This is a genomic window from Paenibacillus terreus (assembly GCF_042138595.1).
Lineage (GTDB): Bacteria > Bacillota > Bacilli > Paenibacillales > Paenibacillaceae > Paenibacillus > Paenibacillus terreus.
Window position 1 is genome coordinate 168342 of record NZ_JBHIRX010000003.1, and the last position, 26681, is coordinate 195022.

Sequence of the window (26681 nt, forward strand, 5' to 3'; positions counted from 1 at the left end):
CTATACTCGTCTATTGAAAGACTTCTCGAGCCGCTCCAGCTTGCCGGCCACACTGCCGTCGAACATCGTGTCACCGATGACCACCTTCAATCCGCCGAGCAGTTCCGGGTCCACGATATTCTCCACCCGGATCGTTTTATTTACACGCGCGCCGAATTGTTCGGCGACTGCCGCTTTTTCCTCGTCATCAAGCGCATATGCCGAGTATACTTTGGCATCGGCAAGACCAAGCTTATCCTCCTGAATCGCCAGATAACCGTCCAGCAGCGCCCCGAACAGATCTGCTCTGCCCCGCTGAACGAGCAGCTTGATCGTATTGAGGACAGGAGCGGACAGCTTACCCTCAAAGCTTCCAGCCAGCACCTGCAGCTTCACCGGCTCCGGCACATTCGGGGAATTGATGAAACCCCGGATATCCGTATCTCCTGAAACAGCCTCCACGAAGGCTCTGAGCTCCTGTTCCGTCTCCGTTACCCTCTGCTGCTGCTCGGCTACCTCAAACAGGGCCTTTGCGTACCGTTTGGCAACTACAGTGTCCTGGCTCATGCTCTGCCCCCTACCTCTTTCAGGTACTGGTCAACGAGTTCTTCCTGGACTTGATCGTCCTTGATTTCTTTCTGAATCAGCTTGGAAGCAATCTGCACGGATGCTTTGCCCACTTCGCTGCGAAGGGCGGCAATCGCTTTATTGCGCTCACTTTCGATCTGGCGCACGGCTTCGTCTTTGAGACGTTCCGCTTCACTGCGTGCCTCACCGATAATTTGCTCAGCCTGCTTGCTGCCGGTTTGCTTCGATTGCTCAATGATATCGTAGGCTTCCTTGCGTGCCTGCTGCAGAGCCTGTTTTTGCTCCTCCACGTAGGCCGCTGCCTGCTCGCGGGTTTGTTTCGCTTCGTTCATTTGCTGTGTGACAAGCTCACGCCGCTTCTCCATGACGGAAAAGAGGGGACCGAAAGCATAACGGTTCAACAGCCAGTACAGAATCAAAAACGCGATTAACGTGAGAACGATAGATGTCCATTCCAAATGCAATTGAAGTCACTCCTTTCCGGTAAACGTCGGTTCTATTGACATGATCATATTAAATTCAACAAAGAAGGCGCGGATGGCTGTGCCTTCCCCGCCAAACCTTGTTCCATTCAATTAAGCTGCTGCGTAGAAAATGAATGCCAGAACGACACCGATGATCGGCAGGGCCTCTACCAGACCTACACCGATAAACATTACCGTTTGCAGAGTGGATTTCGCTTCTGGCTGACGAGCGATACCTTCAACTGTTTTACTTACGATCAGACCGTTACCGATACCTGCGCCAAGCGCGCCCAAACCTACAGCGATTGCTGCTGCTACAAATGCCCAAACTCCCATTGTTAATAATCCTCCTTAGAGATGTGAAATTGTGTTATTCATATATTTACAGTTAAGCGCGAAGCGATACTCCTGAACTTAACTTTGAAACCTAGTGTTCATCATGCGATTCTGTTGCCTGAGAGATATAAACGAACGTCAGGATTGTAAAGACGAACGCCTGGATCGCCCCGACAAATATACTGAAGCCCTGCCATACAATCAATCCGAGTACGGAAGCAATCGAGCCTGCCACACCCAGGGCCGCCAGCTTGAGCAATACGGAAATCAGAACCTCGCCTGCGAAAATGTTACCGAACAAACGCATTCCGTGTGTCAGCAGCTTGGAGAATTGCTCGATCAGGTTGATCGGCAGGAAGAAAGGGAACGGCTGCACATAATGCTTAAAGTAAGACTTGGTGTTTCGGAACATGCCTAGGATATGTACCAGCAAGAAGATCATGCCGGCCAAAGACATGGCAACCCCTGCATCCGCCGTAGGTGATTTCCACCATTGTACGGCCGCGTGCGGGTGTTCCTCAGGATTTTTCTCATGTGCCTCCGCAAACAGCTCCTGCACTGAAACGAGCGGTTTACCGAAGAATGTCGCCTCAGCGGGATCTTCATAATTGGTAACGATACCGAACGGCAAACCCAGCAGGTTGCTTACAAAAATGAACATGATAAGCGTCATGCCGAGAGACAGAAAAGGCTTGCCCTTCTTCAAATCCATCGTACTGGAAATCATATTTTGAATGAATTCGACAACCCATTCCATAAAATTCTGCAGCTTCCCCGGATTTTCGACCGATAAATTTCTGGTAGCTAGCCGGGCAAGAATAAACACAATAGTACAGGTCACAATCAGCATCAATATGATCGACAGATCAAATCGCAATCCGCCCAGTACGATAATCGGTGATTCATGCATTTTTTCTCACCCCTTTCTCAGTCTCGCTGTTTATCTTCCAGAAGTGCAAATATGATACCTATCACTAAAAGAAGGAGTTGTCCGAAGACAAGACTTGCCGCAACCGCGATTTCATGAAAATAAGACGGAAACTCCAAGGCGAGAACCATAGCGAGGATAGATGTAGCAACTCTTACGCCGAAACCTATCCCTATAACCCTCTTATTGCCACTTTCGCCCGCCGCGGCAGATGCCACCTTCCCGACTTTATAGGACATATAGAGCACATTTAGACAGCTTACTACGGTTCCCAGAACCAAACCGTGAGCTACATCACGGTGATGCGGCATCAAGGCCGCCACCAGGAAGCAAAGAGCCATAAAAAAAAGCGCGACAACCCACAGTACTCTTTGAAATCTGGCCATTTCACTCATTGCTGTTCCTCAATACCTTTCTGATGACCATGGCAACGCTGAGTCCGCCGGCAGCCAATCCCGCGAGAACGCTTACGGCAATCCATATACCTGTCCCTCCCAGCTTCTCATCCAGCCATCTGCCCACATAAAATCCAACAAAAGCGCATACAGCCAAATCAATGCCGAGAGCGCTGACAAGACCAATTGCCTTCCAGGGATTTCCCCCGTTATTCCGGTTGCGATCCGGCTTCTTCGGCTCGGCCATTTCCACGTCACCCCTGCAATTCCAGTCCATTTTACTGAATGACCAGACTTTTTGTCAATGAACAGATTTTAGCGCCCTAAAGCGGGAAAATCGGCCAAAAACAAGGTATTAAAGCAGTTCAAACCCTTGCAAACCGTACAGTTGAACTGTATGTTCAACTGCCGGTTTATAAGAACTTGATCCAAAGTTATTTTGTGAACATTCTGTGAAACTGTTCTGGACGCTGCTCCCGGATGCCAAAATGGTGAAGTATCGCATTGACAATTCTTTCCGAAGCATGCCCATCACCGTATGGATTGGCCGCCTTGCTCATCGCTTCATAAACTGCGGAATCGGTCAGCAGGGCTTTTGTACGCTCATATACCTTTTCCTCATCCGTGCCGACAAGCTCAAGTGTCCCCGCTTCGATGCCCTCAGGCCGCTCCGTGGTATCTCTGAGCACCAGCACAGGCACGCCGAAGGACGGTGCCTCCTCCTGCATTCCGCCCGAATCGGTCAGAATGAGATGAGTATGAGCATAGAAATTGTGGAAATCCACCACGTCCAGCGGATCAATCAACCGGATGCGCGGGTGATCGCCCAAAATTTCAAATGCAGGCTCTTTCACCGCCGGGCTCGGATGCACCGGATACACGATCGCCACATCCTCGAATTCGTCCGCGATGCGCTTGACCGCCCGGAAAATGTTGCGGTGCGGCTCTCCCTGAGATTCGCGGCGGTGCGCGGTCATCAGGATCAGGCGCTTGCCTTCCGCCCATTTCAGGACCGGATGTTCATAATCCCCGCGCACCGTATATTGGAAGACATCCGTTACCGTATTGCCTGTAACGTAAATGCGGTCTTCCGGTTTGTTCTCCCGGCGCAGGTTGCCAGCCGACCAATCCGTCGGGGAGAAATGAAGATCGGCCAGCACGCCTGTCAGCTGCCGGTTCATCTCCTCAGGGTAAGGGGACAGCTTGTTCCACGTCCGCAGCCCTGCTTCAACATGGCCGACCTGAATCTGCTGCATGAAGGCGGCATAGCTGGCGAGGAACGTCGTCAGCGTATCTCCGTGCACCAGCACAATATCCGGCTTCGCTTCGCGAAGGACGGGCTCCAGTCCTGCCAGAACACGCAGCGTAATTTCGTTCAGAGTCTGCCGGTCCTTCATCACGTCAAGATCGTAATCGGGGGCGATCTTGAATACCTCAAGCACCTGATCCAGCATCTGACGATGCTGTGCCGTTACGCAAACAATCGATTCAATATGCTCAGGGTGGCGCTGAAGCTCCAGAATAAGCGGAGCCATTTTGATCGCTTCGGGACGCACACCGAAAATGGTCATTACTTTAATTTTAGACATTTCATACTCCTTTTAACGGGTTTACGGCTTCACTTACTTCGTGCCATACAGCCGGTCGCCGGCATCGCCGAGCCCCGGCACAATATAGCCGTGATCATCAAGACGCTCGTCCAGTGCAGCTACATAAATATCAACATCCGGATGAGCGTCCTGTACCGCTTTCACACCTTCCGGAGAGGCAATCAGGTTCATCATCTTGATCTGCGTGCAGCCGCGCTTCTTGAGCACGTCAATGGCCGCAATTGCCGAACCGCCGGTAGCCAGCATCGGATCGATCACAATCAGTTCGCGCTCCGTCACGTCCGTAGGGAGCTTGGTGTAATATTCCACAGGCTGCAGCGTTTCCGGGTCACGGAACAGTCCCACATGCCCTACCTTCGCAGCCGGGAGCAGCTTGACCACGCCGTCCAGCATGCCCAGCCCGGCCCGCAGAATCGGAATCAGTCCCAGCATGCGGCCGGAGATTACCTTACCTTCCGTTTCGGCCACCGGCGTTTGCACCCGGATGCCTTCAAGCGGTATATCACGCGTAATCTCATAAGCCATCAAAGTGGCCACTTCATCCACCAATTCACGAAAGTCTTTGGTATTGGTACGTACATCTCGAATAAAAGTCAACTTGTGCTGAATTAAAGGGTGATCGCATATCACCAATTTGCCCATAAAAAGTCCCTCCGGTGTCACTCAATAAAATACCTGTACATACATCCTGCCACAAATCCCGTCTATTATATCATTCCCAGGCATGATTTAACACCTGTCGCGGCCCTGTTTTCCTTGTTTCCATCCAAATTCCCAAAAACGTAAGAACTCCGCCAGGCATTTATGCCGGACGGAGCCCATGGCTCGGAGTATAACCTCCATTCTCCACTTATCTGAACTTCAGATTATCCCAGCTGTCCTGTAATTGCTGCAGCAGCTCCTTCCTCGTAATAACGCCGGCAATATACGCCTGCATGCTGCTGCTGTTATCATGGTTATACCCTTTTGGAAACCTCGGGAAATTCCAGGTCCAAATCCTGCCTGACTTGGCATGCTCGGATACAACCATGCCAAGATCGCCTGTAACCTCCGGATTGGCTTCCATTGTCTTGAAAGCAGGAACGAACTGGAATTTCTCCGTAATAAATTTCTTGCCTGATTCCGAGGTGGCGAGCCAGTTCAGAAACTCCTTCGCTTCCTCTTTCACCGGCGAGTTTTTGTTGACCACCCAGTTGGCGGCCACCCCGACGGCGATTTTATCGCCATGTGCTGGATCATTATCGATCGGGGCGGGCAGAATGCCCAGATTCAGATCCGGATTGATTCCGTCGATCTGCGGCTGCGTCCAGTTGCCCTGATGCATCATGGCGGCCTTCCCGTTCGCAAACATGGTCACCTGTGCGTTGTAATCCGTGGTCAAAGGATACGGATTCCCGTATTCCACCATCAAATCAAGCAAATCAAGCCACTTTTCAAAAACAGGGTTGCCCGGGATCTGCATGCTTCCGTCGTTAAGCCCTGCAATAAATTCCGCCGGATCGTCCTGCTGGGCGAAAGGAATGTTGCCCAGATGGTTGCCGAGAATCCAAAACTCCGCAAAGCCGTTGGCGAAAGGTGTAATTCCCGCTTCCTTCAGACGTTTGGCCGTCTCCTCCAGCTCGTTCAGCGTACGCGGCAGCTTGCTAATCCCCGCTTTTTTAAACAGATCCTTATTATAGATCATCCCGAAGCCTTCCAAATTCATGGGCTGGCCATAGATTTTCCCGTCCACGGTCATCGGCTCGCGGGCAAAATCGTCAAGATCCTTTACCCAGGGCTGGTCGGACAGGTCCTCCATATATTCAAACCACGTTTCCCGGTCCTCATAACCCTCGTTCGTAAAAATATCAGGCTGGTCGCCGGACGCAAATCTCGCTTTTAATGCCGAAGCATAATCAGCCCCGCCGCCCACGGACTGAATGTCCAGCTTAATGCCCGGGTGTGTCCGTTCATACTCTGCCTTCATCTCCTTCATCGGCTCCAGCAGCTCCACCTTGAACTGGAAAATATGAATCGTCTTCACATCCCCATTCCCCTGTGCAGCGTTTCCGCAGCCGGACAGGATCACCGTCATGGCCGTACACAGCGCAAGGACAAGCAGCATCGGTCTCCTCATCGGTTCATCCCCTCCCTGTTCAACCCTTTACCGCACCGGCTGCGATTCCCGATACGACGTATTTTTGCAGTGCCAGAAAAAAGATCACGATCGGCAGGATACCAAGCACCAGCGCAGGCAAAGCCAGATCCCACTGCTTGGTGTACTGACCAAACAGCGTATAGGTCGCAATGGGAATCGTACGCTTGTCCGGATCGGTCAGGATGAGCGACGGCAGCAAATAATCGTTCCAGATCCAGAGCGTATTCAAAATGAGCACCGTAATGATCATCGGCTGCAGCAAAGGCAGCACTACTCGAAAAAATACCCCGTAACGGTTCGAGCCGTCCACACGGGCCGCCTGTTCGATCTCAATCGGCACCGTTTTGATAAAGCCGTGAAACAGGAAGACGGACAACGGCGCACCGAACCCCAGATAACAGAGAATGAGCCCGGGAATGCTGTTGTTCAGGCTGAGCACGTTCGAAATCTCCATCAGCGGCAGCATGATGGACTGGAACGGAATAACCATGGCCGACACAAGCAAGCCGAACAAAATGCGGTTAAACAGCGAGTTGTTCCGGACCATCTGATAAGCCGCCATCGAGCTGATGAGCAGCAGCAGCGCGTTGCTGACGATGGTGACAAGCAGCGAATTGCCAAAGGCCGAAGGAAAGTTGATGGATTCCCAGGCTTCGGCATAGTTAGAGAAATGAAGCGAAGACGGCAGAGCAGCCGAACTGCTCAAAATCTCGCCAAATGTCTTGACTGAATTCACCAGCAGAAAATAGAACGGTACGAGAAAAAGAAGACCGATCACAATGAGAAGCGCTTCAACGAGCAGCCTGCCAATTTTAATGCCGGATGTTTTGGGCATCACATTTCGACCTCCCTCTTCTTCGTCAAACGAACCTGGATGCTCGTAATGATGGCCACGATCACAAAGAATATCATCGCTTTCGCCGTGCCGAGACCCAGCCGGTTGTTTGTAAAAGCCTCGTTATAAATGTCCAGAGCCACGGATTCCGTGGACTTAAATGGCCCGCCCTGCGTCAAGGCCAGATTCAGCTCAAACACCTTGAACGACCAGGAAATCGCCAGAAACAGGCATACAGTCACCGCGGGCATAATGAGCGGAATCACAATGCTGCGTAAAATCTGCCACCGGTCTGCGCCGTCGATCTGCGCGGATTCCAGCAGCGATTTGGGAACATTGCTCAGGGAGGATATGTAGATCACCATCAGATATCCGGCATACTGCCAGACAAATACAATAACCGTGCCCCAGAAGGCGGTCGGCCCGTTGCCCAGCCAGGGCATCGTAAAAAAAGAAAGCCCCGTCGCTTCACCGACAGCAGCGAACCCCCTTACAAATATAAACTGCCAAATAAAACCGAGCAGCAGACCGCCGATCATGTTTGGCATAAAAAATACCGTCCGCAGGACGCTCCTCGTACGCAGCGGTTTGGTCAGAAAATAAGCGAGGAAAAAGCCCAGAAGGTTCGTGAACAGAACGCCGCAGATCGTAAACTTGACAGTAAACCAGAAAGCATTGCGGAAATCGGGGTCCTGCCGGAAAATATGCAAATAATTGTCCAGGCCAATCCAGGCCACATGGGCGGTAACCCCGTCCCAATTCGTCATGGAATAATACAGTCCCAGAAAAAACGGAACAATCATAATCAGGACGAAAAACAGAGTCAACGGTCCGACAAATATAATCTGCTGCACTTGGCGTGCGGATTTGCTTGAGTTCATATTTTCGCTCCTTTGCTGTGATCTGAATTTTCTCTGTCAGGAGAGTTTCCGCTTTCTAATCCAGGCTTTCCACCGCTGTCTAATTTGCTATTACCCGAAAATGTGCATATCAACACAAAGAAACCGCCCGCATCCCTTACAGGACACAGGCGGTTTCATACATCACGCTATCGCTCGGACAGAAACTTAATATTGGATTTCAGGGTAAATCGGGAATTGGTCTGTCAATTGGGTAACACGGCCGCGCAGTTCCGAGAGAATTGTTTCATCCTTCGGATTTTTCAGCGTTTTGGCAATAATTTGACCGATTTCGGTCATGGCGTTCTCATCCATGCCGCGCGAAGTAGCCGCAGGTGTACCGATGCGGATACCGCTGGTGACAAACGGGCTGGTCGGATCAAACGGAATGGCGTTCTTGTTCACCGTGATGCCGATGGAATCCAACACATGCTCCGCGTCTTTCCCTGTAATGTTCAGACTGCGGGTATCGATCAGCATGAGGTGATTGTCCGTACCGCCGGACACGATGTTCACACCTTCGCTGATAAGTGTTTCCGCCAGCACCTGGGCGTTGCGCACTACTTGCTTCGCATATTCGGTAAAGGAAGGCTGAAGCGCCTCGCCAAGAGCTACCGCTTTGGAGGCAATAACATGCATGAGCGGTCCGCCCTGCGTGCCCGGGAATACCGCTTTATCGATAGCCTGCGCCCAGGCCTTGCGAGTCAGGATCATGCCGCCGCGCGGTCCGCGCAGCGTTTTGTGCGTCGTAGTGGTCACAAAATGGGCATGCGGCACCGGATTCGGATGGATGCCAGCAGCAACCAGACCGGCGATATGCGCCATGTCCACCATGAACAGTGCGCCTACATCATTCGCAATGGAAGCGAAGGCTTCGAAATCGATCGTGCGGGGATATGCACTTGCTCCGGCTACAATGAGACGCGGGCGGTGCTTGAAGGCCGCTTTGCGCACTTCGTCATAATCGATCAGGAAGTTATCTTCACGCACACCGTAAGCCACGAAATTGTACAGCAGGCCGGATGCATTCACAGGGCTGCCGTGTGTCAGGTGGCCGCCGTGCGCCAGATTCATGCCGAGCACTGTATCGCCGGTATTCAGCGCCGTCAGGTACACCGCCAGGTTGGCCTGTGCTCCGGAGTGGGGCTGTACGTTGGCATGCTCAGCGCCAAACAGCTGCTTCGCGCGGTCCCGCGCGATATTTTCCACAATATCGACATGCTCGCAGCCGCCGTAATAACGCTTGCCGGGATATCCTTCCGCATATTTGTTCGTCAGAACAGAGCCCATCGCTTCGATCACGGCTTCGCTTACAATATTCTCGGATGCGATCAGTTCAATATTGTTCCGCTGGCGCTTGAGCTCAAGTCCCATCGCTTCCAGTACAGCCGGATCATTTTTGCGTAAATTTTCCATCATGATAAAGTTCCTCCCCGCGATAATATGCTTGTTTGTGTGCTTATTCTTACTGTCGCGGCGCAGCCGCACGGACGACTCAATTACAGCCGGCCCCGCCCTCTTCCTGCTCCAGCCGGTATACCGCCCGCTCCCCGCCGATGAGAGGGGGTCGGGTAAAGGCCGCATTGACCCGGGCTTCCCCGATATAGCGGAGGCTCGGCCGGAAAGGAACGGCCACCCTGCGCAAATGCATGCCGATCAGCGTCTCGCCGATATCCAGGCCGGCATGCGCCTCAATCGTTTCGGCCAGGCACGGCTCCTTCAGCGACCTGAAGGCCGCAGCAGCCATGGAACCACCGGCCTTAGGCAGCGGCACGGCGGCCACTTCCCTCAGGCCGAGCCTTTCCAGAACGGCTCTTTCCAGCACAAGCGCCCGGTTCAGATGCTCGCAGCATTGGAAGGCGGCATCAAAGCCGTATTCCTGCTGCACCTCCCTGACGCCCGCCAACAGCTGCTCCGCCACCTCCAGCGCACCGGATGTGCCAATGCGCTGCCCGGCCACCTCGCTGGTGCTTGCACCAATCACGAGCAGCCTGCCCGGCTTCAAATCCGCGGCAGCGGCCAGTTCTCTTAATACTGCTGCGGTATTCGCACGCAGATCGGCTGCCGTCTTCTTTTGCTCCATCTCAAGCCCCCCTTGTTCCGCTGTCCAGCATAGTTTCAGCTTTCATTATAGCTGATTATGCCCGCCTTTGATTCGACAACAACGGGCGACTGCAGATCGAAACAGAAGAAGCATGTAAGGAAAACCTCTATCGGCGTATTCCCCAAGAAGCCAGACTTCGTTTTGCAAAAGTTTCTCTTGCGATATCAGAACACAATTCCTCCAAATATGGACTAAGGGGCACTGATGTCTGACATCATAAACGAAAAAAGAGCAGTCCGCGACTGCTCGCGGAATTGCTCTTTTGCCCAGGCGACCGGCCGTATGATCCGATGCTCCACCGTGGTTTAACCCACTCTCGTCGCCAGTCACACCGGATTCTCGTTCATGTACCCTTATCTTAATTTATCAAAGCGGGGAAATCAACAGCAATCTGTACCAAAAATCGCCCGCCGGCGATATTATTCCCGGTTTTCCAGCTTATCCGCCAGACGGTGCAGTGCCGTGCGGATCTCCGCCGCCGCGATATCATAATCCTCCCTCGATCCGCCGAAAGGATCGGAGATATCAAAGCTCGGAATCCGCTGCCGGATTTCAATCATGCGCTCTCTTTCTTCTGCAGAAAGCTCCTGGCCGAGGGAAGCCATCATTTCCTGGGAGGCGTACAGACTGTCCAGCTCCTGCAGGTCGTTCAACACAGCAGGGTCATCCTCGACGTATTCCTTCAGTGTGTACGTCTTCCCGGCTGCCGCAGGAAAACGCTGAATCACCTGCCGTTTATGGCTCTGCGTAAGAGTCAGGATCAGGTCCGCCCATTCCACCAGCTCCCGGTGCAGCGATGTGGAACGGAAAGGCTCGCTGATTCCGTGATCGCGCAGCACGGCCTCGGCATGGCGGGAAAGGGACGTGCCATCCATTGCAGCTACTCCTGCCGAACGCACCTCCAGCCCAAGCTCCCGTTCAACGGACAGCTTGCGCAGCATCGCTTCAGCCATGGGGCTCCGGCATGTATTGCCTGTGCATACAAACATAATATTTTTCATGAATTCCCACCTCCAGCTCTCCATGCTGCTAATTGTAAATTAAAAAATAAACATCATTCCAAAGGCGAATAAAATGGCCCCGCCGATCGCCTCTCCGTATTCACCCAAATTACGGCTGACGCGTCTTCCCAGCAGGAGTCCCAGAACCGACATCAAGCCGCCGGCCCCGCCGAAGGCGGCAACCGTCAGCAGCAGATTGCTCCGGAACATGCCAAGAGAAACGCCCACCGAAAAGGAGTCCATGCTCACGCCAAGGGAGTACAGAATCACTCCGACGGAAGATCGGTAATCCAGCAGCGTAACGCTGCTCCCATATATCGAATTATATATCATATGACAGCCAAGCAAAATGAGCAGTCCACCAGCCGCATACGCCGCAACATGCCCGAGCACCTCACTCATGAAATGCCCCGTGAACATGCCCAGCAGCGGCATCACCATGTGGAACAAAGCAACGACTGTACTGATCCGCAGGATATCGTTCAGCCGCACGCCCTTCATCCCTACACCGATTCCGAGCGAAAAGGCATCCATCCCGAGCGCAAAGGCCATGATCAGAACGGTCAGAAGTTGTCCCATATGGGAAGTGGCTTCAAGCATGTTCATTCCTCCATGTACATTTTCAATCTGTACACGATATGCGGACAAGGAGGAAACTAGTACATGCTGTGTTCATGGAGAAGGCGCTGAGGCGTGTGGCAGCAACGGGCTGTTTCGGTATCGCGGCCGTTCCGGTACGGCTCTTCAGGTGCTGCAGGCTACCCGCGGGTTTCCTCTGCGCGGATCACCCGGTGTCCGGCCGCCTTCAGCAGCCGGTTCATGACGGCCGCGCCCAGCCCGTGCGGAGGGCAGGCCTCAGCGAGGATGAAGGTGATGCCATCCTCGTCACAGCGGCGCAGTACCCCGTACAGGCGCTGCCCCGCCTCCTGCAGCGTGGCGAGGCTGCCAAGCGAGTATACACGCTGCCCGATATAATCGGCCGCATGCTCGTCAAAAGCGAGCACGGCCGTGCGCTCTCCGCTGGCCCCTGCTACGGCCAGCTCGCGCCGGATCAGGCCCGTCACCGCTGCCGGGGACGGGCCCTCCACCACGCTTAAACGCCCTTTGGGCGCGTAATGCGTGTACTTCACCCCCGGCGAGCGCGGAGCCGGGGCGTCGGGGCCGGCGGCGCCCGCCAGGCCCGGGTCGGTTGTGACGGCCGGGCAGACGGCGGCGAGCTGCTCCGCGGTGATGCCGCCGGGGCGCAGGATCGTCACGGTGCCGTCGTCACCGGCCTGCACCACGGTCGACTCCAGCCCCACGCCGGTAGGGCCGCCATCGACGATGCCGCCGATCCGGCCCTGCAGGTCCTCGCGCACATGCTCGGCAGTCGTCGGGCTCGGGCGGCCCGAGCGATTTGCACTTGGCGCCGCCACAGGGCAGCCCGCCTCGGCAATCAGCCGCAGCGCCACCGGGTGGTCCGGCATCCGGACGGCGACCGTGTCCAGCCCGGCCGTTACGCGCGGGGACAGCACGCCCGGCTTGACCGGAAGCACCAGCGTGAGCGGCCCGGGCCAGAACGCCTTGATCAAGGCTTCGGCCGTGCCGTTCACCTGCTGCACAAGCTCATCGAGCTGGCCGCGCCGCGCTATATGCACGATGAGCGGATTGTCCGAAGGCCTGCCCTTCGCGGCAAAAACCGCCTCCACAGCGGCGGTATTGCGGGCGTCGGCACCGAGGCCGTATACGGTTTCCGTCGGGAATGCGACCGTATCGCCCGCACGCAGCAACGCAGCGGCTTCCCGCAAGGCCAACGCCGCAAACTGGGAGGGATGCCCTGTATACGAGCTCCCTCCCAGTTCAGTACCGTCCGCCACGGTTTCCTCCAGATTTTTCACATTCCACCAGTACGTCGGACGCTGCCCGGCTTGCGGCTGGCCGCCAGGAGCTTCAGACTGCAGTTTTTGGTCATCATTCATAATTGTTCATCCTATGCTTTCCTGATTGGGCTCAATTGCCCATCACTCAGAGAATTACTTTCGTCCTCCCATTATAACATAGCAGGAAAAACGTTTATCGAGCACATTTCTAAAGATAGACCGCATCACCGGAAATTTTGCTTACGTTACAGGCCATATTTACACATTGACTTGAAGTTTTCCTGTGATATCCAGAGGACATTTCTCTGAAGTTTATACTTTCTGCCTTCTTCACGCAAACAGTCCGCTAACCCAATTCCAAAACTCGACCGCTTTATCCACCAGATAGAAGCGTACCTCAACCTGCTCTTCTTTATTCTCGCCTTGTCCGTCATTTTCACCGGCTGCAGCGGCCTTGGCAGCTCCCGGGGAGTTATCCGCCCCGACGAAGCACAGGGGAGGAAACAGCACACACCACCAGTTCTTGCCTGCACCCTCTCCCAGTGTAATGCGGACGGCCTCGTATTGCCCGGCCGGATATACCCTGCTGCCATAAATTTTAGTCGGAAACGGGACCTGTCCCAGCTCTACGTTATACGTATACGTCAGTCCTTGTCGGGCAAGCTCATGGCCTACCGTTTCCCGGATTTCCGGCAGCCGTGTCCGTACGATGCTCCGTGCTTCCTCCAGACTTCGCGGCTGCTCCATCTCATCAATCCAGGTATTCATCTCGGCTACCACCGCATCCCGGACCTGTAATTTAACCAGCTGATCCGCCGGCAGATCGGAATTGGCAAGAATACGGAGCCGGATCGAATCATGGGGAATTACCGCGGCCTGCTGTACCCAGCCGGGTACGGCTGCATCTACTTTTTGCCCCTCCCAGGACATTACTAATATAAATAAACATACTAGAATAATTGCAGTTTGTTTGAATACCGTCTTCATTCCCGTTTCCCCCCGGTCGTCTTTATGTCTACCAGTATGTCCACCTGCCGGGGGGATAAACCTAGCAATCTACTAAATCTCAAAAAAACAGGGGCCCCTCTCCCGCAAGAGAAAGAACCCCTGTGAACATTCCTGTATTAAAGCTGCGCCTGCTTGATCGTCCGTGACCGGGCCGGATCAGGCAGATCATCGTCTATTTCCTGCCCGTGAACACGGATGCTCATGATCAACCCCATGCTCGCCATGTTAATCAGGAGCGACGTGCCGCCATAGCTGATAAACGGCAGCGTAATGCCTGTCAGCGGCATGATGCCGATAAAGGCGCCGATATTCTCAAATATCTGGTACAACAGCATGGATACGACTCCGACCACAATATACGGTCCTGTCTTGTCCCTGCATTCCAGTGCGATCAAAATCATGCGGTGAATCAGGATAAAATAGAGCAGCAGCAGCACCGAAGAGCCTACAAAGCCGAATTCCTCCGCGATCACCACAAATATGGAGTCAGAATAAGTGTACGGCACACGGCCGGACTGTACTGAAGACCCTTTTAAAAAGCCCTCACCCGTCATGCCGCCGGACGCAATCGCCAGCTTGGCGTTCTCCGTATGCCACTTGGCCGCAGCGCTGGCTTCATCCGGCATGAGCCATGGATCGAGGCGATCTGTCCAATGCTGCCGGCCTATATCTTTCATAAAGGTGTATATCTCTTCATGAAAGGTAGTATAGGCCTTGATTCCCCCAACTACCGCTACCGTAAATATAATAAGACCAATAAGCGCATGAGATGCTTTCACGTTGCCGATCCACAGCATGCCTATAAGAATGACAAGATAAGCGAGTGCATTCCCCAAATCGTTCTGCGCCATGACAACAGCAAAAGGGACAAACGTCACCAGGCCGATCGGGAGCACATCACGGACAAAACGAAGCTCGCTCTGGCGTCTGATCATCAGCATGTAGGCCAGACTGATGATCAGCGCGAGCTTGAAAAGCTCGGCAGGCTGAATACTGATGCCCCCAATTCTCAGCCATCCTTGCGCATTGTTCAGGTTTTCCCCGAAAAAGAACACCAGCAGCAGCACCAGCAGGCCGCCCAGATAGATATATCTCGCATATTTGATAAAGATGCGGAAATCAAGCAGTGTCATACCGGCCAGCGCCACAAAACCAATCGCATAGTTAACAATAATACTGATATAATCGTTCTGATGCCCAGCCCAATAACGGCCTGCACTATATACGGCAACAACACTGATCCCCATCAACAAGAGCAAAATGGTAATTATGGGGCCGTCGATTCTTTTAAATTTCTGAAGCATAGTTTCCCCCTGAAGCGAATTCTGAACATTGATCCAACAACTCCAACCATTCAGCTACCTTCATTGTAAAGGATCGGCTGCCAAAAATAAAATGCAGCTCAGTCTGCTATTCCCAGCACATGCCGTTCGATTCCCGCCAGATCAGGCACGATGACGATACGGCCCCAATGACCTGTCTCTTCCAGAAGACGGGCCACTTCCCGCGCCTGCCCCATGCCGAGCTCGAAGCCGATCAGGCGCGGCGGAGCCGCCAGCAGCGGCAGCTGGCCCACCATCGCCCGGTACGGATCAAGACCATCCGGCCCGCCATCCAGCGCCGTGCGCGGCTCATGATCACGTACCTCCCGCTGCAGACCTTCAATGTCAGCAGCGGGAATATATGGCGGGTTGGACACCAGAATGTCCACTGTTTCCCCGGTGAAGGGCTGCAGCAGGTCGCCTTCGCGCAGATCCACGGTGACACCGTTCGCCTTCGCATTCCGTGCCGCCACCGCTAGCGCAGCCGCCGAAATATCCCCGGCCGACACCCGCCAGCGGGGTCTTTCCGCCGCCAGTGTTACGGAGATTGCGCCGCTGCCGGCACCAACATCCAGCACATGCGGCGTACCGCCCGGCCACAGCCGGTCTCCGTGCTGCATGATGGCCTCCACCAGCAGCTCCGTTTCCGGACGGGGAATCAGCACCGCCGGAGTTACGCTGAAGGGACGGCCGTAGAATTCCTGGGAGCCGATAATGTACTGCGCCGGCTCTCCCGCCGCCTTGCGGTTCACCACCGCTTCCCAATCTGCCGTACGTTCCGCCGGAAAAGGCTGGCCCATCTCGGCGTAGAACGCCGCCCCCTCCAGTTCAAGCACATGCTCCAGCAACAGCCGCGCGTTATGTTGCGGCTCCATCACTCCGGCAGCCGCCAAAAAAGAAGAAGCCCCAGATAAGGCTTCTCTGATGCTCCGGCCCGGTGCAATCCGATAAGTCGCGCGTTCCAAAGCTTTATACCTCTTGTGCCATCAAATCGGACTGCTCCGCAATGGTCAGCGCCGATACGATCTCTTCGATTTCGCCGTTCATGACATGGTCAAGCTTATGCAGCGTCAGACCAATCCGATGGTCAGTTACACGGCTCTGCGGGAAGTTATAGGTGCGAATCCGCTCACTGCGGTCACCCGTCCCTACCTTGCTCTTGCGTTCGCCGGCATACTTGGCTTCCTCTTCCTGGCGCATCATGTCATAGATACGGGCACGCAGCACCTGCAGCGCCTTCTCTTTGTTCGAGTTCTGCGATTTGCCATCCTGACAGGTCGCTACAATGCCGGTCGGAATATGGGTTACGCGCACGGCGGATTTGGTCGTGTTAACAGACTGTCCGCCGGCACCGCTGGAGCAGAAGGTGTCGACACGAATATCCTTGTCAAGAATTTCAATATCCACTTCTTCCGCTTCAGGCATCACCGCTACCGTAGACGTGGATGTATGGATACGGCCGCCTGACTCCGTGGCCGGAATCCGCTGCACCCGGTGCGCGCCGCTTTCGAATTTCAGCTTGCTGTACGCCCCGCGGCCGTTGATCATGAACGTAACCTCTTTAAAGCCGCCGAGATCGTTCATGTTCGCATCCATTAGTTCCACGCGCCAGCCCTGGGTATCCGCGTAACGGGTATACATACGGTAGAGATCAGCGGCGAACAGGGCCGCTTCATCCCCGCCGGCCGCGCCGCGGATTTCCACGATCACGTTCTTGTCGTCGTTCGGGTCCTTGGGCAGCAGCAGCACGCGGATTTTCTCTTCCAGCTCCTGCTTGCGGGCGGAAAGCTCCTCGATTTCCATTTTGACCATGTCGCGCATTTCGTCATCAAGCTTCTCAGCCAGCATCGCTTTGGCGGCATCCAGCTCTTCCGTCACATTTTTATATTCTGTATAAGCCTCGTAGGCAGGCTGCAAATCAGATTGTTCTTTGGAATAATCCCTCAGCTTCTTGCTGTCGTTTGCCACATCCGGATCACAAAGCAGTTCGCTCAACTTCTCATAGCGGTCCACTAAAGATTGCAGTCGATCCAACAAGGGAATTCACCTCTTTATTCATCAAAGTTTCATATCTATGTTTTTATACAATTACTATCTTTTCAACACTTTATTATACCATCTTAACAAGTGGATAACTACTGACAAATCTGCGTTTCCAGAAAAAATTTCAGACTGGTTCAATCATGCCCCCAGATCGGAATAATACGAAAAAAAAGCGGCCGCCCGGGACTCACTGCCCGGCTGCGACCGCCCGAAGGCAAGGGATATGGAGCTTCGCCCCGCCTGCATGATTTTAAGAGGTAGTTCAAAAAGTCATCTTTTGATCACGAAGGAAGTCAGGAAGCGGACTCGACATCGAATCTTGAATTCAGCCGGGCCTTCCGGTGCTCACGTACCCCACGTACGCTCCGCTCCTCAGTCCCTAGCTTCATCCAACTTAAGCGTTTTGAAAAAACGCACTTCGAAAGCATAGGCTTCGGTGCTGAAAACCTGACTTTTTGAACTCGCACTTTAAATTAAACGTTAAAACGGAAGTGCATGATGTCGCCGTCCTGCACGACGTAATCCTTGCCTTCCAGACGCAGCTGGCCGCGCTCTTTGGCCCCGTTCATGGAACCCGCCGCCACCAGATCGTCATAAGACACTACTTCCGCTCGAATGAAACCGCGCTCGAAGTCGCTGTGGATGACGCCTGCCGCGCCCGGAGCCTTCGTGCCCTTGCGGATCGTCCAAGCACGAACCTCCTGTACCCCGGCCGTGAAGTAAGTGTACAGCCCGAGCAGACGGTATGCGGCCTTGATGAGACGGTTGAGCCCCGACTCTTCCAGTCCCAGCTCCTCCAGGAACATGGCCTTGTCCTCGCCCTCCAGCTCGGCGATTTCAGCCTCCACTTTGGCGCTGATTGGCACGACCTCGGCGTTCTCTCCTGCTGCAAACTCGCGGACCTGCTGAACATATGGATTGCTGTCCGCATCCGTCACGCCGTCCTCGCTGACATTCGCCGCATACAGCACCGGCTTCATGGTAAGCAGGTGCAGATCGCGGACCAGCAGCTTCTCGTCATCCGTCAGCTCCAGGCTGCGCGCCGGCTTGTCGTTGTACAGCGTGTCCTTGAGGCGTTCCAGCACTTCCACTTCCTGAAGAGCTGCCTTGTTGCCGCCCTTCGTATTCTTGCGGGCGCGGTCAATCCGCTTGTCCACGCTCTCCAGATCGGCAAGAATCAGCTCAAGATTAATTGTCTGGATATCGCTGACCGGGTCCACTTTACCGTCGACATGCGTAATATTCTCATCCTCGAAGCAGCGGACGACATGCACAATCGCGTCCACCTCGCGGATATGGGCCAGAAACTTGTTGCCCAGGCCTTCTCCCTTGCTCGCGCCGCGTACAAGGCCGGCAATATCCACGAATTCGAAGGCCGTCGGCACCGTTTTGTTCGGCACGACCATCTCCGTCAATTTATCAAGACGCTCGTCCGGAACTTCGACCACGCCGACATTCGGATCGATCGTGCAGAAGGGATAGTTGGCGGATTCGGCGCCGGCCTGCGTGATCGCGTTGAACAGCGTCGATTTGCCGACATTCGGCAGCCCGACAATTCCTGCTTTTAAAGCCATAGTAAGAACAACTCCCGTTTATATGAAATAAGAAAAACGTCTATCGACGTACATTCAATGAAGACAGACCGCTTTGGATACACCAACCCACATTATATAGGACAACCTGTGCAGGCGGCAACCGGAGAAGCTGGCCTGTGCATGCCGTTAAATCTCTTTGCTCATCTGGATATCCGTAACGGTGTACCCAACGCTTTTATACAGGTGCAGCGCCCTATCATTGTGTCCGAACACGTGCAGACCGATTCGGGTTGCCCCTGCCTTGCGTGCCTCTTCTTCCAATGCCGCCATGGTCAGCCTGCCGTAGCCTTTCCCCTGATATTCCTCATAGATGAGAATATCCAGCAGAAATGCCTCACTGCCCCATGGGTGCTGCATGATATTAAACCAAATGTCCCCGATCTCCAGATCTTTTCCATCTTCATTAAGTACGATGGCATATAAATAAGCATCCGGCGTGTCCAGTCCTTCAGGCAAAAATTTACGTATGCTCTCCCGGGAGCGCTCCAGCGCTTCCGCTGCAGTCCAGGTCCCTGCCTTTATTTTATCCTCCGCAAAATCTTTAATCGTTCGTTGCTCAAAACGCCCATATTGTTCTTCGTTCATCGGCTTAAGTGAAATCATTGGCCCCATCCCCTTTAGCATCGGATTGTATGAAGGCCAGAGAGACGCCCTTCTTGAATCCTAAGAGTATACCTTTGAGTATAGTACGAATGCCATTCAAATACATCATCTGAAGTGCATAGTCCTGACATTAACATACACAATATAGGAAAGGAGGGAAAAGAATGGACAAGCTGCTCGCCAAATTGGCAGTGCACGGGATCATGATTACCGCACTGCTTGTATTACTTTCTGATGCTTCTTTGGTCGGAGCCCTGTTTACCGCGCTCGGAATCTGGATTACCGCTTATGCGATCGGCGATTTACTGATTTTGCCGAGTATGGGCAATAAAGTGGCGACCCTTGCGGATGCCGGTCTGGTATTTCTGATGCTGTGGCTGATCGGCGGCGCTGCGGGCTGGACCCTTTCATTTACCGATATGCTGATGATTACGGTGCTGGCAGCCATTTTTGAGTACTTCTTTCACATCTGGCTGCTGCGTGATGATGGTTCGGTTAAGAAACAGCGAGCTTGAAGCCTGGCGCAAAAACGGTGAACCTGTAGCCCGGGACAGAAACAGCGGCACCCCGAAAAATCAGGATGCCGCTGTTTTTTATCCTCTATTGCATTTGAAGCTTAGGGAGTGTGCACAAACGTTAAAATGATTTTCGACGCAGCCGCGGAGTGTTCCGCAGCGTCTCCACATCGGCAGCCCCAATGCCGAACATGACCGTCCGCAGCTCCAGCTCCACCTGGGCCAGCCTGTCGTGAAGCGACTGCTCCGACGCAACGGCCGAGCCGAGCAAGGAGCGCCCGAAGCCCGCCAAATCCGCTCCCAGCGCAATGGCCTTGGCGGCATCCACGCCGCTCTGCAGTCCGCCGCTGCCGATGATGGCCCCCTTGCTTTCAAGCGCGCTTACCTCAACAATACACTCCGCAGTCGGGTTGCCCCAGTCTGCGAAGGCTTCCGCCGCCGCCCGTTTGACGGGATCGGGATTGCGGTACTTCTCGACCTGGCTCCAGCTTGTCCCGCCCGAGCCTGCCACGTCGATGAACGCCGCCCCAGCCGAGTACAGCCTCGAAGCTGTCTCACCGTCGATGCCCCAGCCAACCTCTTTGACGCCCACAGGCACGGAGAGATTTCGACATATGCGCTCTATCCGCTTCAGCAGCCCGGAGAAGTTGGTATCTCCTTCAGGCTGAAACACCTCCTGGATCCCGTTCAGATGAAGAACGAGCATATCCGCCCCCGCAATATCCACGGCGCGGCGGCATATTTCCTCATCGTATCCGTAATTGAGCTGTACTGCACCAAGGTTGGCAATCACCATGATATTGGGAGCAAAGCGTCTGACATTAAAGGTAGCGGCCAGCTCTTCCTTTTCCACGGCCGCCCGCACCGATCCGACGCCAAGCGTCCAGCCTCTGGCTTCGGCGGCGGACGCAAGTCGCTCGTTAATTCTCCCCGTTTCCGCGCTGCCCCCTGTCATCGAGCTGATCAGCAGCGGTGTCCGCACAGTCCGCCCAAGGAAGGTGCTGTCCAGACGAATGGATGCAAAATCAAGCTCAGGCAATGGATTATGCCTGAACGCATACCTCTCCAGGCCGCTTGTGATGCCCCGTCCCGCTACGTCCTCTTCCAGACACAGGCGCACATGCTCTATTTTTCGTTCTCCGGTCCGCCCTGTGGGCAGCAGTGATTCGCCTTCCTTTACTCCACGCCGATTTTCATTAGTTTGATCACTCATGTAAAGCTCCCTTATCCGATTATCGGTTAATCATTTATCTCCATTCTGTATTCCCTATTTAGACAGTATAACATCAGGCCTCATTTACAAATCAAAATATAACGGCAGGAACCTCAATTATGGACGATGTTGGCAGAAGGAATTTTCACCCACTGTGTCAACTTCAGACGCCGGCGTTAATAGTTAGACAGCAAGACAGGGTGTTCATCATGGCATTCCCTGCATTGAAGGAGATGAAATTATGCTGCCGAAACTCGTACGAACACGACCTGGGGCGCGTGCATTCAGGCACCTGAATATACGAACCATCATGATTACGGCTGTCTTTTGCCTGATTGCATGGCTGATCGCCGTGATGCTGTATCAGACACATAAACCCCTGCCGCCTATGATTTCATACGAAAGCCCCGTTTACCGGACGGACCGCGTCGATTTCTGGACGGATTTGACCTATCCGCTGCCTTCGGGGAAGATCAGGCATGAGAGCCGGATTTTAGACAGAATGCTCCATATCGTGGATGAGGCGGAGCAGTTTCTCGTGATCGATCTGTTCCTGTTCAATGATTATACACATAAAAATCAGCAGTTCCCTTCAGTCAGCGCCCGTCTGGCCGATCATCTAATCGCCAAAAAAAGATCACATCCGGCAATGGATATCGTTTTTATAACCGATGAAGTAAACACCAATTACCGTTCCGCCCCGAATGAGCTGCTGGAGCGCATGAAGCGGGCAGGTATCCGTATCATTCAGACGGATGTCGACCCGCTCAGAGATTCTACACCGGTATATTCTGCAGTATGGCGCACCTTCTTCCAGTGGTTCGGACAGGAAGGGCATGGCTGGCTGCCGAATCTGATGGCCGACCAGGGGCCAAAGATGACGCTGCGCTCCTATCTGAAGCTTATGAATGTTAAGGCCAATCACCGCAAGGTGTTGGCCAGTGAGAAATCCGCTCTCATCTCTTCCGGCAATGTGCATGACGCCAGTGTCTATCATTCGAATATAGCGCTTGAAGTATCCGGACCGGTGATCGGGGATGTTTTGAAGACAGAGCAGGCAGTCCTGAATTTTTCCGGCGGAGGCCGCTTGCCGGCCTACCACAGTCCAGCCGTGCATGATTCCCGTCAGGGCCGCTATACCTTGTCCTATCTTACGGAAGGAAAGGTGTACGCCCGGGTGCTGGAAGCCATAAACGGCAGCCAGGCCGGGGACACCATTGATATGGGGATGTTTTACCTCGCAGACCGTGCCGTACTGGATGCCCTGAAGAATGCCTCTTTACGCGGCGTGCGTATCAGACTGCTGCTTGATCCCAACCAGAATGCGTTTGGCCAGGAGAAGATCGGCATTCCCAATCGTCCGGTTGCGGCCGAATTGAACAAGGAGACCGGGGGAGACATTAAAATCCGCTGGTATAATACAACGGAAGAGCAGTACCACACCAAGCTGCTCTACATCGATAAAGCGAATGAAGACGATATCGTATTCGGCGGATCGTCCAATTTTACTCCACGCAATCTGGATGATTACAACCTGGAGAGCATGCTCAAGGTTACGGCTCCGCCTGACAGTCCGCTGGCGCTGGAGGTGCGGCAGTATTTTGACAGACTGTGGGAAAACAAAGATGCCGAGTACAGCCTGGATCTCAGCGCTTACCGGGACAATACCACCTTTGTGAAAGGAATACTGTACCGGCTTCAGGACATATTGGGGTTGACGACGTTCTAGCGTTAAAATCGAATCCTAGAAGACAGGGATGTCCGGCAGCCTAAAGGCTTGCCGAGACATCCCTGTTTATATGCAGCGCTGTCTTTAATGATTCCCGTTGTTATTGCCTATAGCGGGCGGCAGCCTGCTCCTTCGTCCGGATCAAACTGCGGCAGATTGCAGGGCCACCTGATGCCGAATTCGCTGTTGCAGCCCAAAAAGACCTCCTAGGTAATGTCCTCCGCCATACTCCGGTCTTTGACCAAAAGATAGACGAGCCTGAGTGTACTGTCCCCGTAATGACTCATCATCAGCTCCAGCGCTTCTTCTTTGGACAAGACGGCGGCGGTTCCCATCTCTTTTTTCATCTGTGCGTACACAAGAAAATCCCCGCCTTTTTGTCGTCCTAAATATTTGATCCCTCCCGGGCGAAAACATAACAGTGCAAATTCAAAAAATGTGAAAAATAAGCATGCCGCCTCCTACCCTTCCGATCAAAAAATATTAGGCAGCTTCCGCCCTTTGACATATTACACGAACTGTGAGAATATAAACTAACGACCGTTAGGTAGGTGAATAAATGCAGTGCGTATGGAACATATAAGGGATGTTGCTCTGTCCCATTTTGCAAAGCATGGCTACGAAGGCGCCTCTCTCGGCAGCATCGCTGATGAGGTAGGCATCCGCAAGCCTTCGCTGTATGCGCATTTCAAGAGCAAGGAGGATCTGTTTCTGAAGGTGGTTGTGCATGCATTCCATTTGGAGTCACGCAGAATTTTCAGCTATTTTGCCGACTGCCGCAATGCAGGCACCGAGGCGCTGTTAAGAGATTTTTTTGACTGGTTGGAAAAGGAGTACGAGGGCAGCAGCACGGCGAAGCTGGTACTGCGGATGTGCTTTTTCCCGCCGCCGGCGCTGTGTGATGAAGTGATGGATATCGTTTGTCCGTTTCTGGAGCGTCTGGAGCGGCTGCTTGCTCGGCTGCTGCGCCGGCTGGAGGATCGAGGCACTGCTGAGGCAGACAACGCTGCACTGGCTTACATTACACTCGTTGACGGCACAGCCGTGGAACTGCTGTTCGTAGGCCCGGATAAATATCGCAGACGTGTCAACGCCGCCTGGCCTATATTTTGGCAGGGCATGAATTGCTCAAAGGAGAAGGAGACAAAATGAACCGCAGCTGGTTGTACGTTATTTTGGGAGGTATCATAGAGGTCGTATGGGTGTCCGGTCTGAAGCATGCCGTCACACCAATAGAATGGATCATCACTGTACTGGCTATTGGAGCCAGCTTTTATTTGATTATACAGGCGGCCAGACGCCTGCCCGTGGGCACGGTATATGCCGTCTTTACGGGACTCGGCACCGCCGGAACGGTTGCGGCCGAAATGCTGGTGTTCGGCGAGCCCTTTAACTGGTTGAAGGTGCTCCTGACTGCAGTGCTGCTTGCCGGAGTAGTCGGCCTGAAGCTTGTGACCGACTCAGGGGCTCGGGAAAGGGGGAACGCCTGATGGCCTGGTTCGCATTAATCCTTGCAGGCAGCTCTGAAGTGCTGGGCGTTATCGGCATGAAGGGCATTACCATGGGTAAAGGGTGGCGTTCCTTTGCCCTGATGGGTCTCTCGTTCCTGCTCAGCTTTTCGCTGCTCAGCTATGCGATGCAATACCTTCCGATGGGCACGGCTTATGCCGTATGGACAGGGATTGGCACCGTCGGCAGCACCGTAGTCGGCATGCTTCTGTATGGTGAGGACAGAGACTGGAAGAGAATACTGTTTATCGCGATGATTTTGGCCGCCGCCGCCGGACTGAAACTGATATCCTAGCCTCCGGCGGCCGCAGAAACAGGGAGAGAAAAACGTTGATCACAACCGTTACACTGAATGCTGCTGTCGATAAAATCTACACTGTGCCCGGCTTCCGCCCTGACCGGGTGCACCGGATTACGGAAAGCGTGACCGTACCCGGTGGCAAAGGAGTCAATGCCGCCCGGGTTATACATACGCTGGGCGTGCCGGTAAGGGCGACAGGCTTTGCGGCAGGCCATACCGGCCGTATGCTCATCGAGGGGCTGCGGCAGGAAGGGGTAACGGCGGATTTCGTCACTGCCGTCCGCGGCGAGACCCGGCTGGCCATCACAGTGCTGGACCCGGCTGCCGGCACACAGACGGAGCTTATCGAAGGCGGCCCCCATATCGGGCAGGATGAGCTGGACGCGCTGCGGGACAAGGTGCGGCTCCTGGCGGCGGATTCCGCCTGGATTGTGCTGTCCGGCAGCCTGCCTGCCGGCTGCCCGCAGGGGCTGTACGCCGAGCTCTGTGAGCTGGCGAAGGCGCAAGGGGCCCGGGTGGCGCTCGACGCCAGCGGCGAGGCGCTCCGGGAGGGGCTGCGCGGGCGGCCCGACCTGGTGAAGCCGAACGAGGAGGAAGCCGCCCGCTTCGCAGGCATCGCGCCCGGCGGCGGACCGGACGCGATGCGCGAAGCTGCTGCCAAGCTCGTTCAGGCCGGAGCCGGCCTGGCCGTCGTCTCGCTTGGCGCGGACGGAGCGCTGGCGGCCACCGCCGCCGCCAGCTACCGCGTGACGCTGCCCGCGGCTGACATCGTCAGCCCGCTTGGCAGCGGAGACGCCATGGTCGCCGGGCTGGTGACCGGCGACCTGGCGGGCCTCGGCCTGCCCGCCGTGCTGCGGCGGGGGGCGGCCTGCGGCACGGCGGCCGCGCTGCATGCGATGGCCGGCCGGGTCACACCCGCGGATGTCCTGCGCCTGGAGCAGGACATCCATGTGGAGCGGCTGTAGTCCGCGTCACGTCTCCTTTGCTTCACGACGCCGGACTTGAGAATCAGCCGCCGCCGGGAGCTGCTCCGCTCGTGCGAACAGCTCCAGCATGGCCAGCCGCAGGCTCTGCATCGCATCCTCGCTCTCCATGGGAATGTGCCGGACCAGGGCTGCGGCCTCTGGCTCGAATCGGCGCAGCAGCTCCAGCATGGCCCCCGCATCCTTCTGTCTGGCACGGTGCAGCAGCTCTAGAAATTCCCGGTCCGACGCAAATGGTCCAGCATCCGCCGCTTCCATCGGCTCACCCCCTGCTGTGACATATGCAGCTTGGCTGCAATCTGCCTTTCGGTTAGTCCCTCCACATAGATACCGCACATGATTCTTTTACCGATGGACGATGGCAGTCCATCAAGCACTTGCTCCAACCAAATACGTCCTTCCACCTCCGCAGTCAGGCTGCTGCCTGACGCTAAACGCTCCACTGCCACAGCCGTCTCCCGCTTCCGTTCCATCCGCGCCCGATATTGCAGCCGCCAGGCGATTTTCCGCAGCTCGGCTCTGTACAAATTGACAATCGGCATTTGTTCATCCGGCAGATCATAAGGCGTTTTGCACATTGGACTCCCTCCTCACAAATTTCTATTTCCATACAGGAACACATGTTCTTATATAAAAAAATAAACGATTTCCCTGCGGGCAGCGTCGGCAAAAAGAAGAAGATACGGAGTTCTAACGCCGGAATAAGCTCCATAAAAAAATATTTT

General features: G+C 54.5%; 32 protein-coding genes and 1 riboswitch. Of the genes, 6 read left to right on the forward strand and 26 right to left on the reverse strand.

What is annotated here, in order from left to right; translation table 11 throughout:
• The 22 genes from ACE5KN_RS07660 to ACE5KN_RS07765 all read right to left on the reverse strand — a co-directional run bounded on the left by ACE5KN_RS07660 (nucleotide 1) and on the right by ACE5KN_RS07765 (nucleotide 19706).
• Nucleotides 1-546, reverse strand: a complete 546-nt coding sequence (locus tag ACE5KN_RS07660) for a F0F1 ATP synthase subunit delta (protein ID WP_375525889.1) — start codon at nucleotides 544-546, stop codon at nucleotides 1-3.
• Nucleotides 543-1031 carry a F0F1 ATP synthase subunit B gene (gene atpF, locus ACE5KN_RS07665; RefSeq protein ID WP_375525888.1) on the reverse strand — a complete coding sequence of 163 codons (489 nt, stop codon included), beginning with the start codon at nucleotides 1029-1031 and terminating at the stop codon, nucleotides 543-545. Before atpF ends, ACE5KN_RS07660 begins: the two co-directional genes overlap by 4 nt.
• Before the next feature lie 111 nt (nucleotides 1032-1142).
• Nucleotides 1143-1367: a F0F1 ATP synthase subunit C gene (gene atpE / locus ACE5KN_RS07670; RefSeq protein WP_355326366.1), complete on the reverse strand. Its 225-nt coding sequence runs from the start codon at nucleotides 1365-1367 to the stop codon at nucleotides 1143-1145.
• 91 nt (nucleotides 1368-1458) lie between these two features.
• Nucleotides 1459-2277, reverse strand: coding sequence for a F0F1 ATP synthase subunit A (gene atpB, locus ACE5KN_RS07675; RefSeq protein ID WP_375525887.1), 819 nt, complete (start codon nucleotides 2275-2277; stop codon nucleotides 1459-1461).
• A 17-nt stretch (nucleotides 2278-2294) separates the two neighbouring features.
• Nucleotides 2295-2690: an ATP synthase subunit I gene (locus ACE5KN_RS07680; protein WP_375525886.1), complete on the reverse strand. Its 396-nt coding sequence runs from the start codon at nucleotides 2688-2690 to the stop codon at nucleotides 2295-2297.
• Complete coding sequence (locus ACE5KN_RS07685; RefSeq protein WP_375525885.1) at nucleotides 2683-2937, reverse strand: AtpZ/AtpI family protein; 255 nt, start codon at nucleotides 2935-2937, stop codon at nucleotides 2683-2685. Before ACE5KN_RS07685 ends, ACE5KN_RS07680 begins: the two co-directional genes overlap by 8 nt.
• Before the next feature lie 187 nt (nucleotides 2938-3124).
• Complete coding sequence (gene wecB / locus ACE5KN_RS07690; protein WP_375525884.1) at nucleotides 3125-4279, reverse strand: non-hydrolyzing UDP-N-acetylglucosamine 2-epimerase; 1155 nt, start codon at nucleotides 4277-4279, stop codon at nucleotides 3125-3127.
• Nucleotides 4280-4312: 33 nt separating this feature from the next.
• A complete protein-coding gene (upp, locus tag ACE5KN_RS07695; protein ID WP_375525883.1) occupies nucleotides 4313-4942 on the reverse strand; it encodes a uracil phosphoribosyltransferase in 630 nt (209 codons plus the stop codon).
• Nucleotides 4943-5150: 208 nt separating this feature from the next.
• Nucleotides 5151-6416, reverse strand: coding sequence for an ABC transporter substrate-binding protein (locus ACE5KN_RS07700; RefSeq protein ID WP_375525882.1), 1266 nt, complete (start codon nucleotides 6414-6416; stop codon nucleotides 5151-5153).
• 19 nt (nucleotides 6417-6435) lie between these two features.
• Nucleotides 6436-7272 (reverse strand): carbohydrate ABC transporter permease, encoded by an 837-nt coding sequence (locus ACE5KN_RS07705; RefSeq protein WP_375525881.1) that lies wholly within the window; start codon nucleotides 7270-7272, stop codon nucleotides 6436-6438.
• Complete coding sequence (locus ACE5KN_RS07710) at nucleotides 7272-8153, reverse strand: carbohydrate ABC transporter permease (protein ID WP_375525880.1); 882 nt, start codon at nucleotides 8151-8153, stop codon at nucleotides 7272-7274. The genes ACE5KN_RS07705 and ACE5KN_RS07710 overlap by 1 nt, the downstream gene beginning before the upstream one ends.
• Before the next feature lie 186 nt (nucleotides 8154-8339).
• On the reverse strand, nucleotides 8340-9590 hold the full coding sequence (glyA, locus tag ACE5KN_RS07715) for a serine hydroxymethyltransferase (protein ID WP_375525879.1): 1251 nt from the start codon (nucleotides 9588-9590) through the stop codon (nucleotides 8340-8342).
• A 76-nt stretch (nucleotides 9591-9666) separates the two neighbouring features.
• Nucleotides 9667-10254, reverse strand: a complete 588-nt coding sequence (locus tag ACE5KN_RS07720; RefSeq protein ID WP_375525878.1) for a TIGR01440 family protein — start codon at nucleotides 10252-10254, stop codon at nucleotides 9667-9669.
• Between the two features lie 278 nt (nucleotides 10255-10532).
• Nucleotides 10533-10615, reverse strand: a riboswitch (ZMP/ZTP riboswitch).
• 79 nt (nucleotides 10616-10694) lie between these two features.
• Nucleotides 10695-11276 (reverse strand): low molecular weight protein arginine phosphatase, encoded by a 582-nt coding sequence (locus ACE5KN_RS07725; RefSeq protein WP_375525877.1) that lies wholly within the window; start codon nucleotides 11274-11276, stop codon nucleotides 10695-10697.
• A gap of 39 nt (nucleotides 11277-11315) precedes the next feature.
• Nucleotides 11316-11876, reverse strand: a complete 561-nt coding sequence (locus ACE5KN_RS07730; RefSeq protein ID WP_375525876.1) for a manganese efflux pump MntP — start codon at nucleotides 11874-11876, stop codon at nucleotides 11316-11318.
• 158 nt (nucleotides 11877-12034) lie between these two features.
• On the reverse strand, nucleotides 12035-13234 hold the full coding sequence (locus ACE5KN_RS07735) for an L-threonylcarbamoyladenylate synthase (RefSeq protein ID WP_375525875.1): 1200 nt from the start codon (nucleotides 13232-13234) through the stop codon (nucleotides 12035-12037).
• Nucleotides 13235-13465: 231 nt separating this feature from the next.
• Nucleotides 13466-14122 carry a stage II sporulation protein R gene (gene spoIIR, locus ACE5KN_RS07740; RefSeq protein WP_375525874.1) on the reverse strand — a complete coding sequence of 219 codons (657 nt, stop codon included), beginning with the start codon at nucleotides 14120-14122 and terminating at the stop codon, nucleotides 13466-13468.
• A 137-nt stretch (nucleotides 14123-14259) separates the two neighbouring features.
• Nucleotides 14260-15447, reverse strand: coding sequence for an FtsW/RodA/SpoVE family cell cycle protein (locus ACE5KN_RS07745; RefSeq protein ID WP_375525873.1), 1188 nt, complete (start codon nucleotides 15445-15447; stop codon nucleotides 14260-14262).
• 98 nt (nucleotides 15448-15545) lie between these two features.
• Nucleotides 15546-16430, reverse strand: a complete 885-nt coding sequence (prmC, locus tag ACE5KN_RS07750) for a peptide chain release factor N(5)-glutamine methyltransferase (RefSeq protein WP_375525872.1) — start codon at nucleotides 16428-16430, stop codon at nucleotides 15546-15548.
• 4 nt (nucleotides 16431-16434) lie between these two features.
• Entirely contained in the window at nucleotides 16435-17502 is a 1068-nt protein-coding gene (prfA, locus tag ACE5KN_RS07755; RefSeq protein ID WP_375525871.1) for a peptide chain release factor 1, read from the reverse strand.
• Nucleotides 17503-17981: 479 nt separating this feature from the next.
• The gene (ychF, locus tag ACE5KN_RS07760) at nucleotides 17982-19082 is read right to left on the reverse strand and encodes a redox-regulated ATPase YchF (RefSeq protein ID WP_375525870.1); all 1101 of its coding nucleotides are present in this window, start codon (nucleotides 19080-19082) and stop codon (nucleotides 17982-17984) included.
• A gap of 147 nt (nucleotides 19083-19229) precedes the next feature.
• Nucleotides 19230-19706, reverse strand: a complete 477-nt coding sequence (locus ACE5KN_RS07765; protein ID WP_375525869.1) for a GNAT family N-acetyltransferase — start codon at nucleotides 19704-19706, stop codon at nucleotides 19230-19232.
• A 164-nt stretch (nucleotides 19707-19870) separates the two neighbouring features.
• Between ACE5KN_RS07765 and ACE5KN_RS07770 the strand changes: the two genes are divergently transcribed.
• Nucleotides 19871-20221 carry a DUF2512 family protein gene (locus tag ACE5KN_RS07770; protein ID WP_375525868.1) on the forward strand — a complete coding sequence of 117 codons (351 nt, stop codon included), beginning with the start codon at nucleotides 19871-19873 and terminating at the stop codon, nucleotides 20219-20221.
• A 121-nt stretch (nucleotides 20222-20342) separates the two neighbouring features.
• Here ACE5KN_RS07770 and fni read toward each other — a convergent pair whose 3' ends face one another.
• Nucleotides 20343-21434 carry a type 2 isopentenyl-diphosphate Delta-isomerase gene (gene fni / locus ACE5KN_RS07775; RefSeq protein WP_375525867.1) on the reverse strand — a complete coding sequence of 364 codons (1092 nt, stop codon included), beginning with the start codon at nucleotides 21432-21434 and terminating at the stop codon, nucleotides 20343-20345.
• Between the two features lie 310 nt (nucleotides 21435-21744).
• Here fni and ACE5KN_RS07780 point away from each other — a divergent pair, with 310 nt between their 5' ends.
• On the forward strand, nucleotides 21745-23163 hold the full coding sequence (locus ACE5KN_RS07780) for a phospholipase D family protein (protein ID WP_375525969.1): 1419 nt from the start codon (nucleotides 21745-21747) through the stop codon (nucleotides 23161-23163).
• Nucleotides 23164-23369: 206 nt separating this feature from the next.
• On the opposite strand, the gene ACE5KN_RS07785 is transcribed toward ACE5KN_RS07780, so the two are convergent.
• Entirely contained in the window at nucleotides 23370-23510 is a 141-nt protein-coding gene (locus tag ACE5KN_RS07785; protein ID WP_375525866.1) for a hypothetical protein, read from the reverse strand.
• A gap of 223 nt (nucleotides 23511-23733) precedes the next feature.
• On the opposite strand from ACE5KN_RS07785, the gene ACE5KN_RS07790 reads away from it, so the two are divergent.
• Genes ACE5KN_RS07790 through ACE5KN_RS07805 form a run of 4 tightly spaced genes read left to right on the forward strand, consistent with a single transcriptional unit; the run spans nucleotide 23734 to nucleotide 25938 of the window.
• Nucleotides 23734-24315, forward strand: coding sequence for a TetR/AcrR family transcriptional regulator (locus ACE5KN_RS07790; RefSeq protein ID WP_375525865.1), 582 nt, complete (start codon nucleotides 23734-23736; stop codon nucleotides 24313-24315).
• Nucleotides 24312-24653 carry a DMT family transporter gene (locus ACE5KN_RS07795; protein WP_375525864.1) on the forward strand — a complete coding sequence of 114 codons (342 nt, stop codon included), beginning with the start codon at nucleotides 24312-24314 and terminating at the stop codon, nucleotides 24651-24653. Before ACE5KN_RS07790 ends, ACE5KN_RS07795 begins: the two co-directional genes overlap by 4 nt.
• Complete coding sequence (locus tag ACE5KN_RS07800) at nucleotides 24653-24967, forward strand: DMT family transporter (protein ID WP_375525863.1); 315 nt, start codon at nucleotides 24653-24655, stop codon at nucleotides 24965-24967. The genes ACE5KN_RS07795 and ACE5KN_RS07800 overlap by 1 nt, the downstream gene beginning before the upstream one ends.
• A gap of 35 nt (nucleotides 24968-25002) precedes the next feature.
• A complete protein-coding gene (locus ACE5KN_RS07805; protein WP_375525862.1) occupies nucleotides 25003-25938 on the forward strand; it encodes a 1-phosphofructokinase family hexose kinase in 936 nt (311 codons plus the stop codon).
• Nucleotides 25939-25944: 6 nt separating this feature from the next.
• Here the strand turns inward: ACE5KN_RS07805 and ACE5KN_RS07810 are convergent, their stop codons facing one another.
• Nucleotides 25945-26214 carry a hypothetical protein gene (locus ACE5KN_RS07810; RefSeq protein ID WP_375525861.1) on the reverse strand — a complete coding sequence of 90 codons (270 nt, stop codon included), beginning with the start codon at nucleotides 26212-26214 and terminating at the stop codon, nucleotides 25945-25947.
• Complete coding sequence (locus ACE5KN_RS07815) at nucleotides 26166-26534, reverse strand: sigma-70 RNA polymerase sigma factor region 4 domain-containing protein (RefSeq protein ID WP_375525860.1); 369 nt, start codon at nucleotides 26532-26534, stop codon at nucleotides 26166-26168. The genes ACE5KN_RS07810 and ACE5KN_RS07815 overlap by 49 nt, the downstream gene beginning before the upstream one ends.
• Nucleotides 26535-26681: the final 147 nt, after the last annotated feature.

Coding starts and splice junctions, on each gene's coding strand:
- atpE (WP_355326366.1), bottom strand. CDS start 1,367: ATGGGAGTTTGGGCATTTGTAGCAGCAGCAATCGCTGTAGGTTTGGGC.
- atpB (WP_375525887.1), bottom strand. CDS start 2,277: ATGCATGAATCACCGATTATCGTACTGGGCGGATTGCGATTTGATCTG.
- ACE5KN_RS07795 (WP_375525864.1), top strand. CDS start 24,312: ATGAACCGCAGCTGGTTGTACGTTATTTTGGGAGGTATCATAGAGGTC.
- upp (WP_375525883.1), bottom strand. CDS start 4,942: ATGGGCAAATTGGTGATATGCGATCACCCTTTAATTCAGCACAAGTTG.
- ACE5KN_RS07705 (WP_375525881.1), bottom strand. CDS start 7,272: ATGCCCAAAACATCCGGCATTAAAATTGGCAGGCTGCTCGTTGAAGCG.
- fni (WP_375525867.1), bottom strand. CDS start 21,434: ATGAGTGATCAAACTAATGAAAATCGGCGTGGAGTAAAGGAAGGCGAA.
- ACE5KN_RS07790 (WP_375525865.1), top strand. CDS start 23,734: ATGGAACATATAAGGGATGTTGCTCTGTCCCATTTTGCAAAGCATGGC.
- ACE5KN_RS07660 (WP_375525889.1), bottom strand. CDS start 546: ATGAGCCAGGACACTGTAGTTGCCAAACGGTACGCAAAGGCCCTGTTT.
- ACE5KN_RS07770 (WP_375525868.1), top strand. CDS start 19,871: ATGGACAAGCTGCTCGCCAAATTGGCAGTGCACGGGATCATGATTACC.
- ACE5KN_RS07700 (WP_375525882.1), bottom strand. CDS start 6,416: ATGAGGAGACCGATGCTGCTTGTCCTTGCGCTGTGTACGGCCATGACG.
- glyA (WP_375525879.1), bottom strand. CDS start 9,590: ATGATGGAAAATTTACGCAAAAATGATCCGGCTGTACTGGAAGCGATG.
- ACE5KN_RS07765 (WP_375525869.1), bottom strand. CDS start 19,706: ATGATTTCACTTAAGCCGATGAACGAAGAACAATATGGGCGTTTTGAG.
- spoIIR (WP_375525874.1), bottom strand. CDS start 14,122: ATGAAGACGGTATTCAAACAAACTGCAATTATTCTAGTATGTTTATTT.
- ACE5KN_RS07785 (WP_375525866.1), bottom strand. CDS start 23,510: ATGAAAAAAGAGATGGGAACCGCCGCCGTCTTGTCCAAAGAAGAAGCG.
- ACE5KN_RS07710 (WP_375525880.1), bottom strand. CDS start 8,153: ATGAACTCAAGCAAATCCGCACGCCAAGTGCAGCAGATTATATTTGTC.
- ACE5KN_RS07730 (WP_375525876.1), bottom strand. CDS start 11,876: ATGCTTGAAGCCACTTCCCATATGGGACAACTTCTGACCGTTCTGATC.
- ychF (WP_375525870.1), bottom strand. CDS start 19,082: ATGGCTTTAAAAGCAGGAATTGTCGGGCTGCCGAATGTCGGCAAATCG.
- ACE5KN_RS07745 (WP_375525873.1), bottom strand. CDS start 15,447: ATGCTTCAGAAATTTAAAAGAATCGACGGCCCCATAATTACCATTTTG.
- ACE5KN_RS07800 (WP_375525863.1), top strand. CDS start 24,653: ATGGCCTGGTTCGCATTAATCCTTGCAGGCAGCTCTGAAGTGCTGGGC.
- ACE5KN_RS07680 (WP_375525886.1), bottom strand. CDS start 2,690: ATGAGTGAAATGGCCAGATTTCAAAGAGTACTGTGGGTTGTCGCGCTT.
- ACE5KN_RS07720 (WP_375525878.1), bottom strand. CDS start 10,254: ATGGAGCAAAAGAAGACGGCAGCCGATCTGCGTGCGAATACCGCAGCA.
- ACE5KN_RS07725 (WP_375525877.1), bottom strand. CDS start 11,276: ATGAAAAATATTATGTTTGTATGCACAGGCAATACATGCCGGAGCCCC.
- wecB (WP_375525884.1), bottom strand. CDS start 4,279: ATGTCTAAAATTAAAGTAATGACCATTTTCGGTGTGCGTCCCGAAGCG.
- ACE5KN_RS07810 (WP_375525861.1), bottom strand. CDS start 26,214: ATGGAAGCGGCGGATGCTGGACCATTTGCGTCGGACCGGGAATTTCTA.
- ACE5KN_RS07780 (WP_375525969.1), top strand. CDS start 21,745: ATGATTACGGCTGTCTTTTGCCTGATTGCATGGCTGATCGCCGTGATG.
- ACE5KN_RS07815 (WP_375525860.1), bottom strand. CDS start 26,534: ATGTGCAAAACGCCTTATGATCTGCCGGATGAACAAATGCCGATTGTC.
- ACE5KN_RS07685 (WP_375525885.1), bottom strand. CDS start 2,937: ATGGCCGAGCCGAAGAAGCCGGATCGCAACCGGAATAACGGGGGAAAT.
- ACE5KN_RS07735 (WP_375525875.1), bottom strand. CDS start 13,234: ATGAATGATGACCAAAAACTGCAGTCTGAAGCTCCTGGCGGCCAGCCG.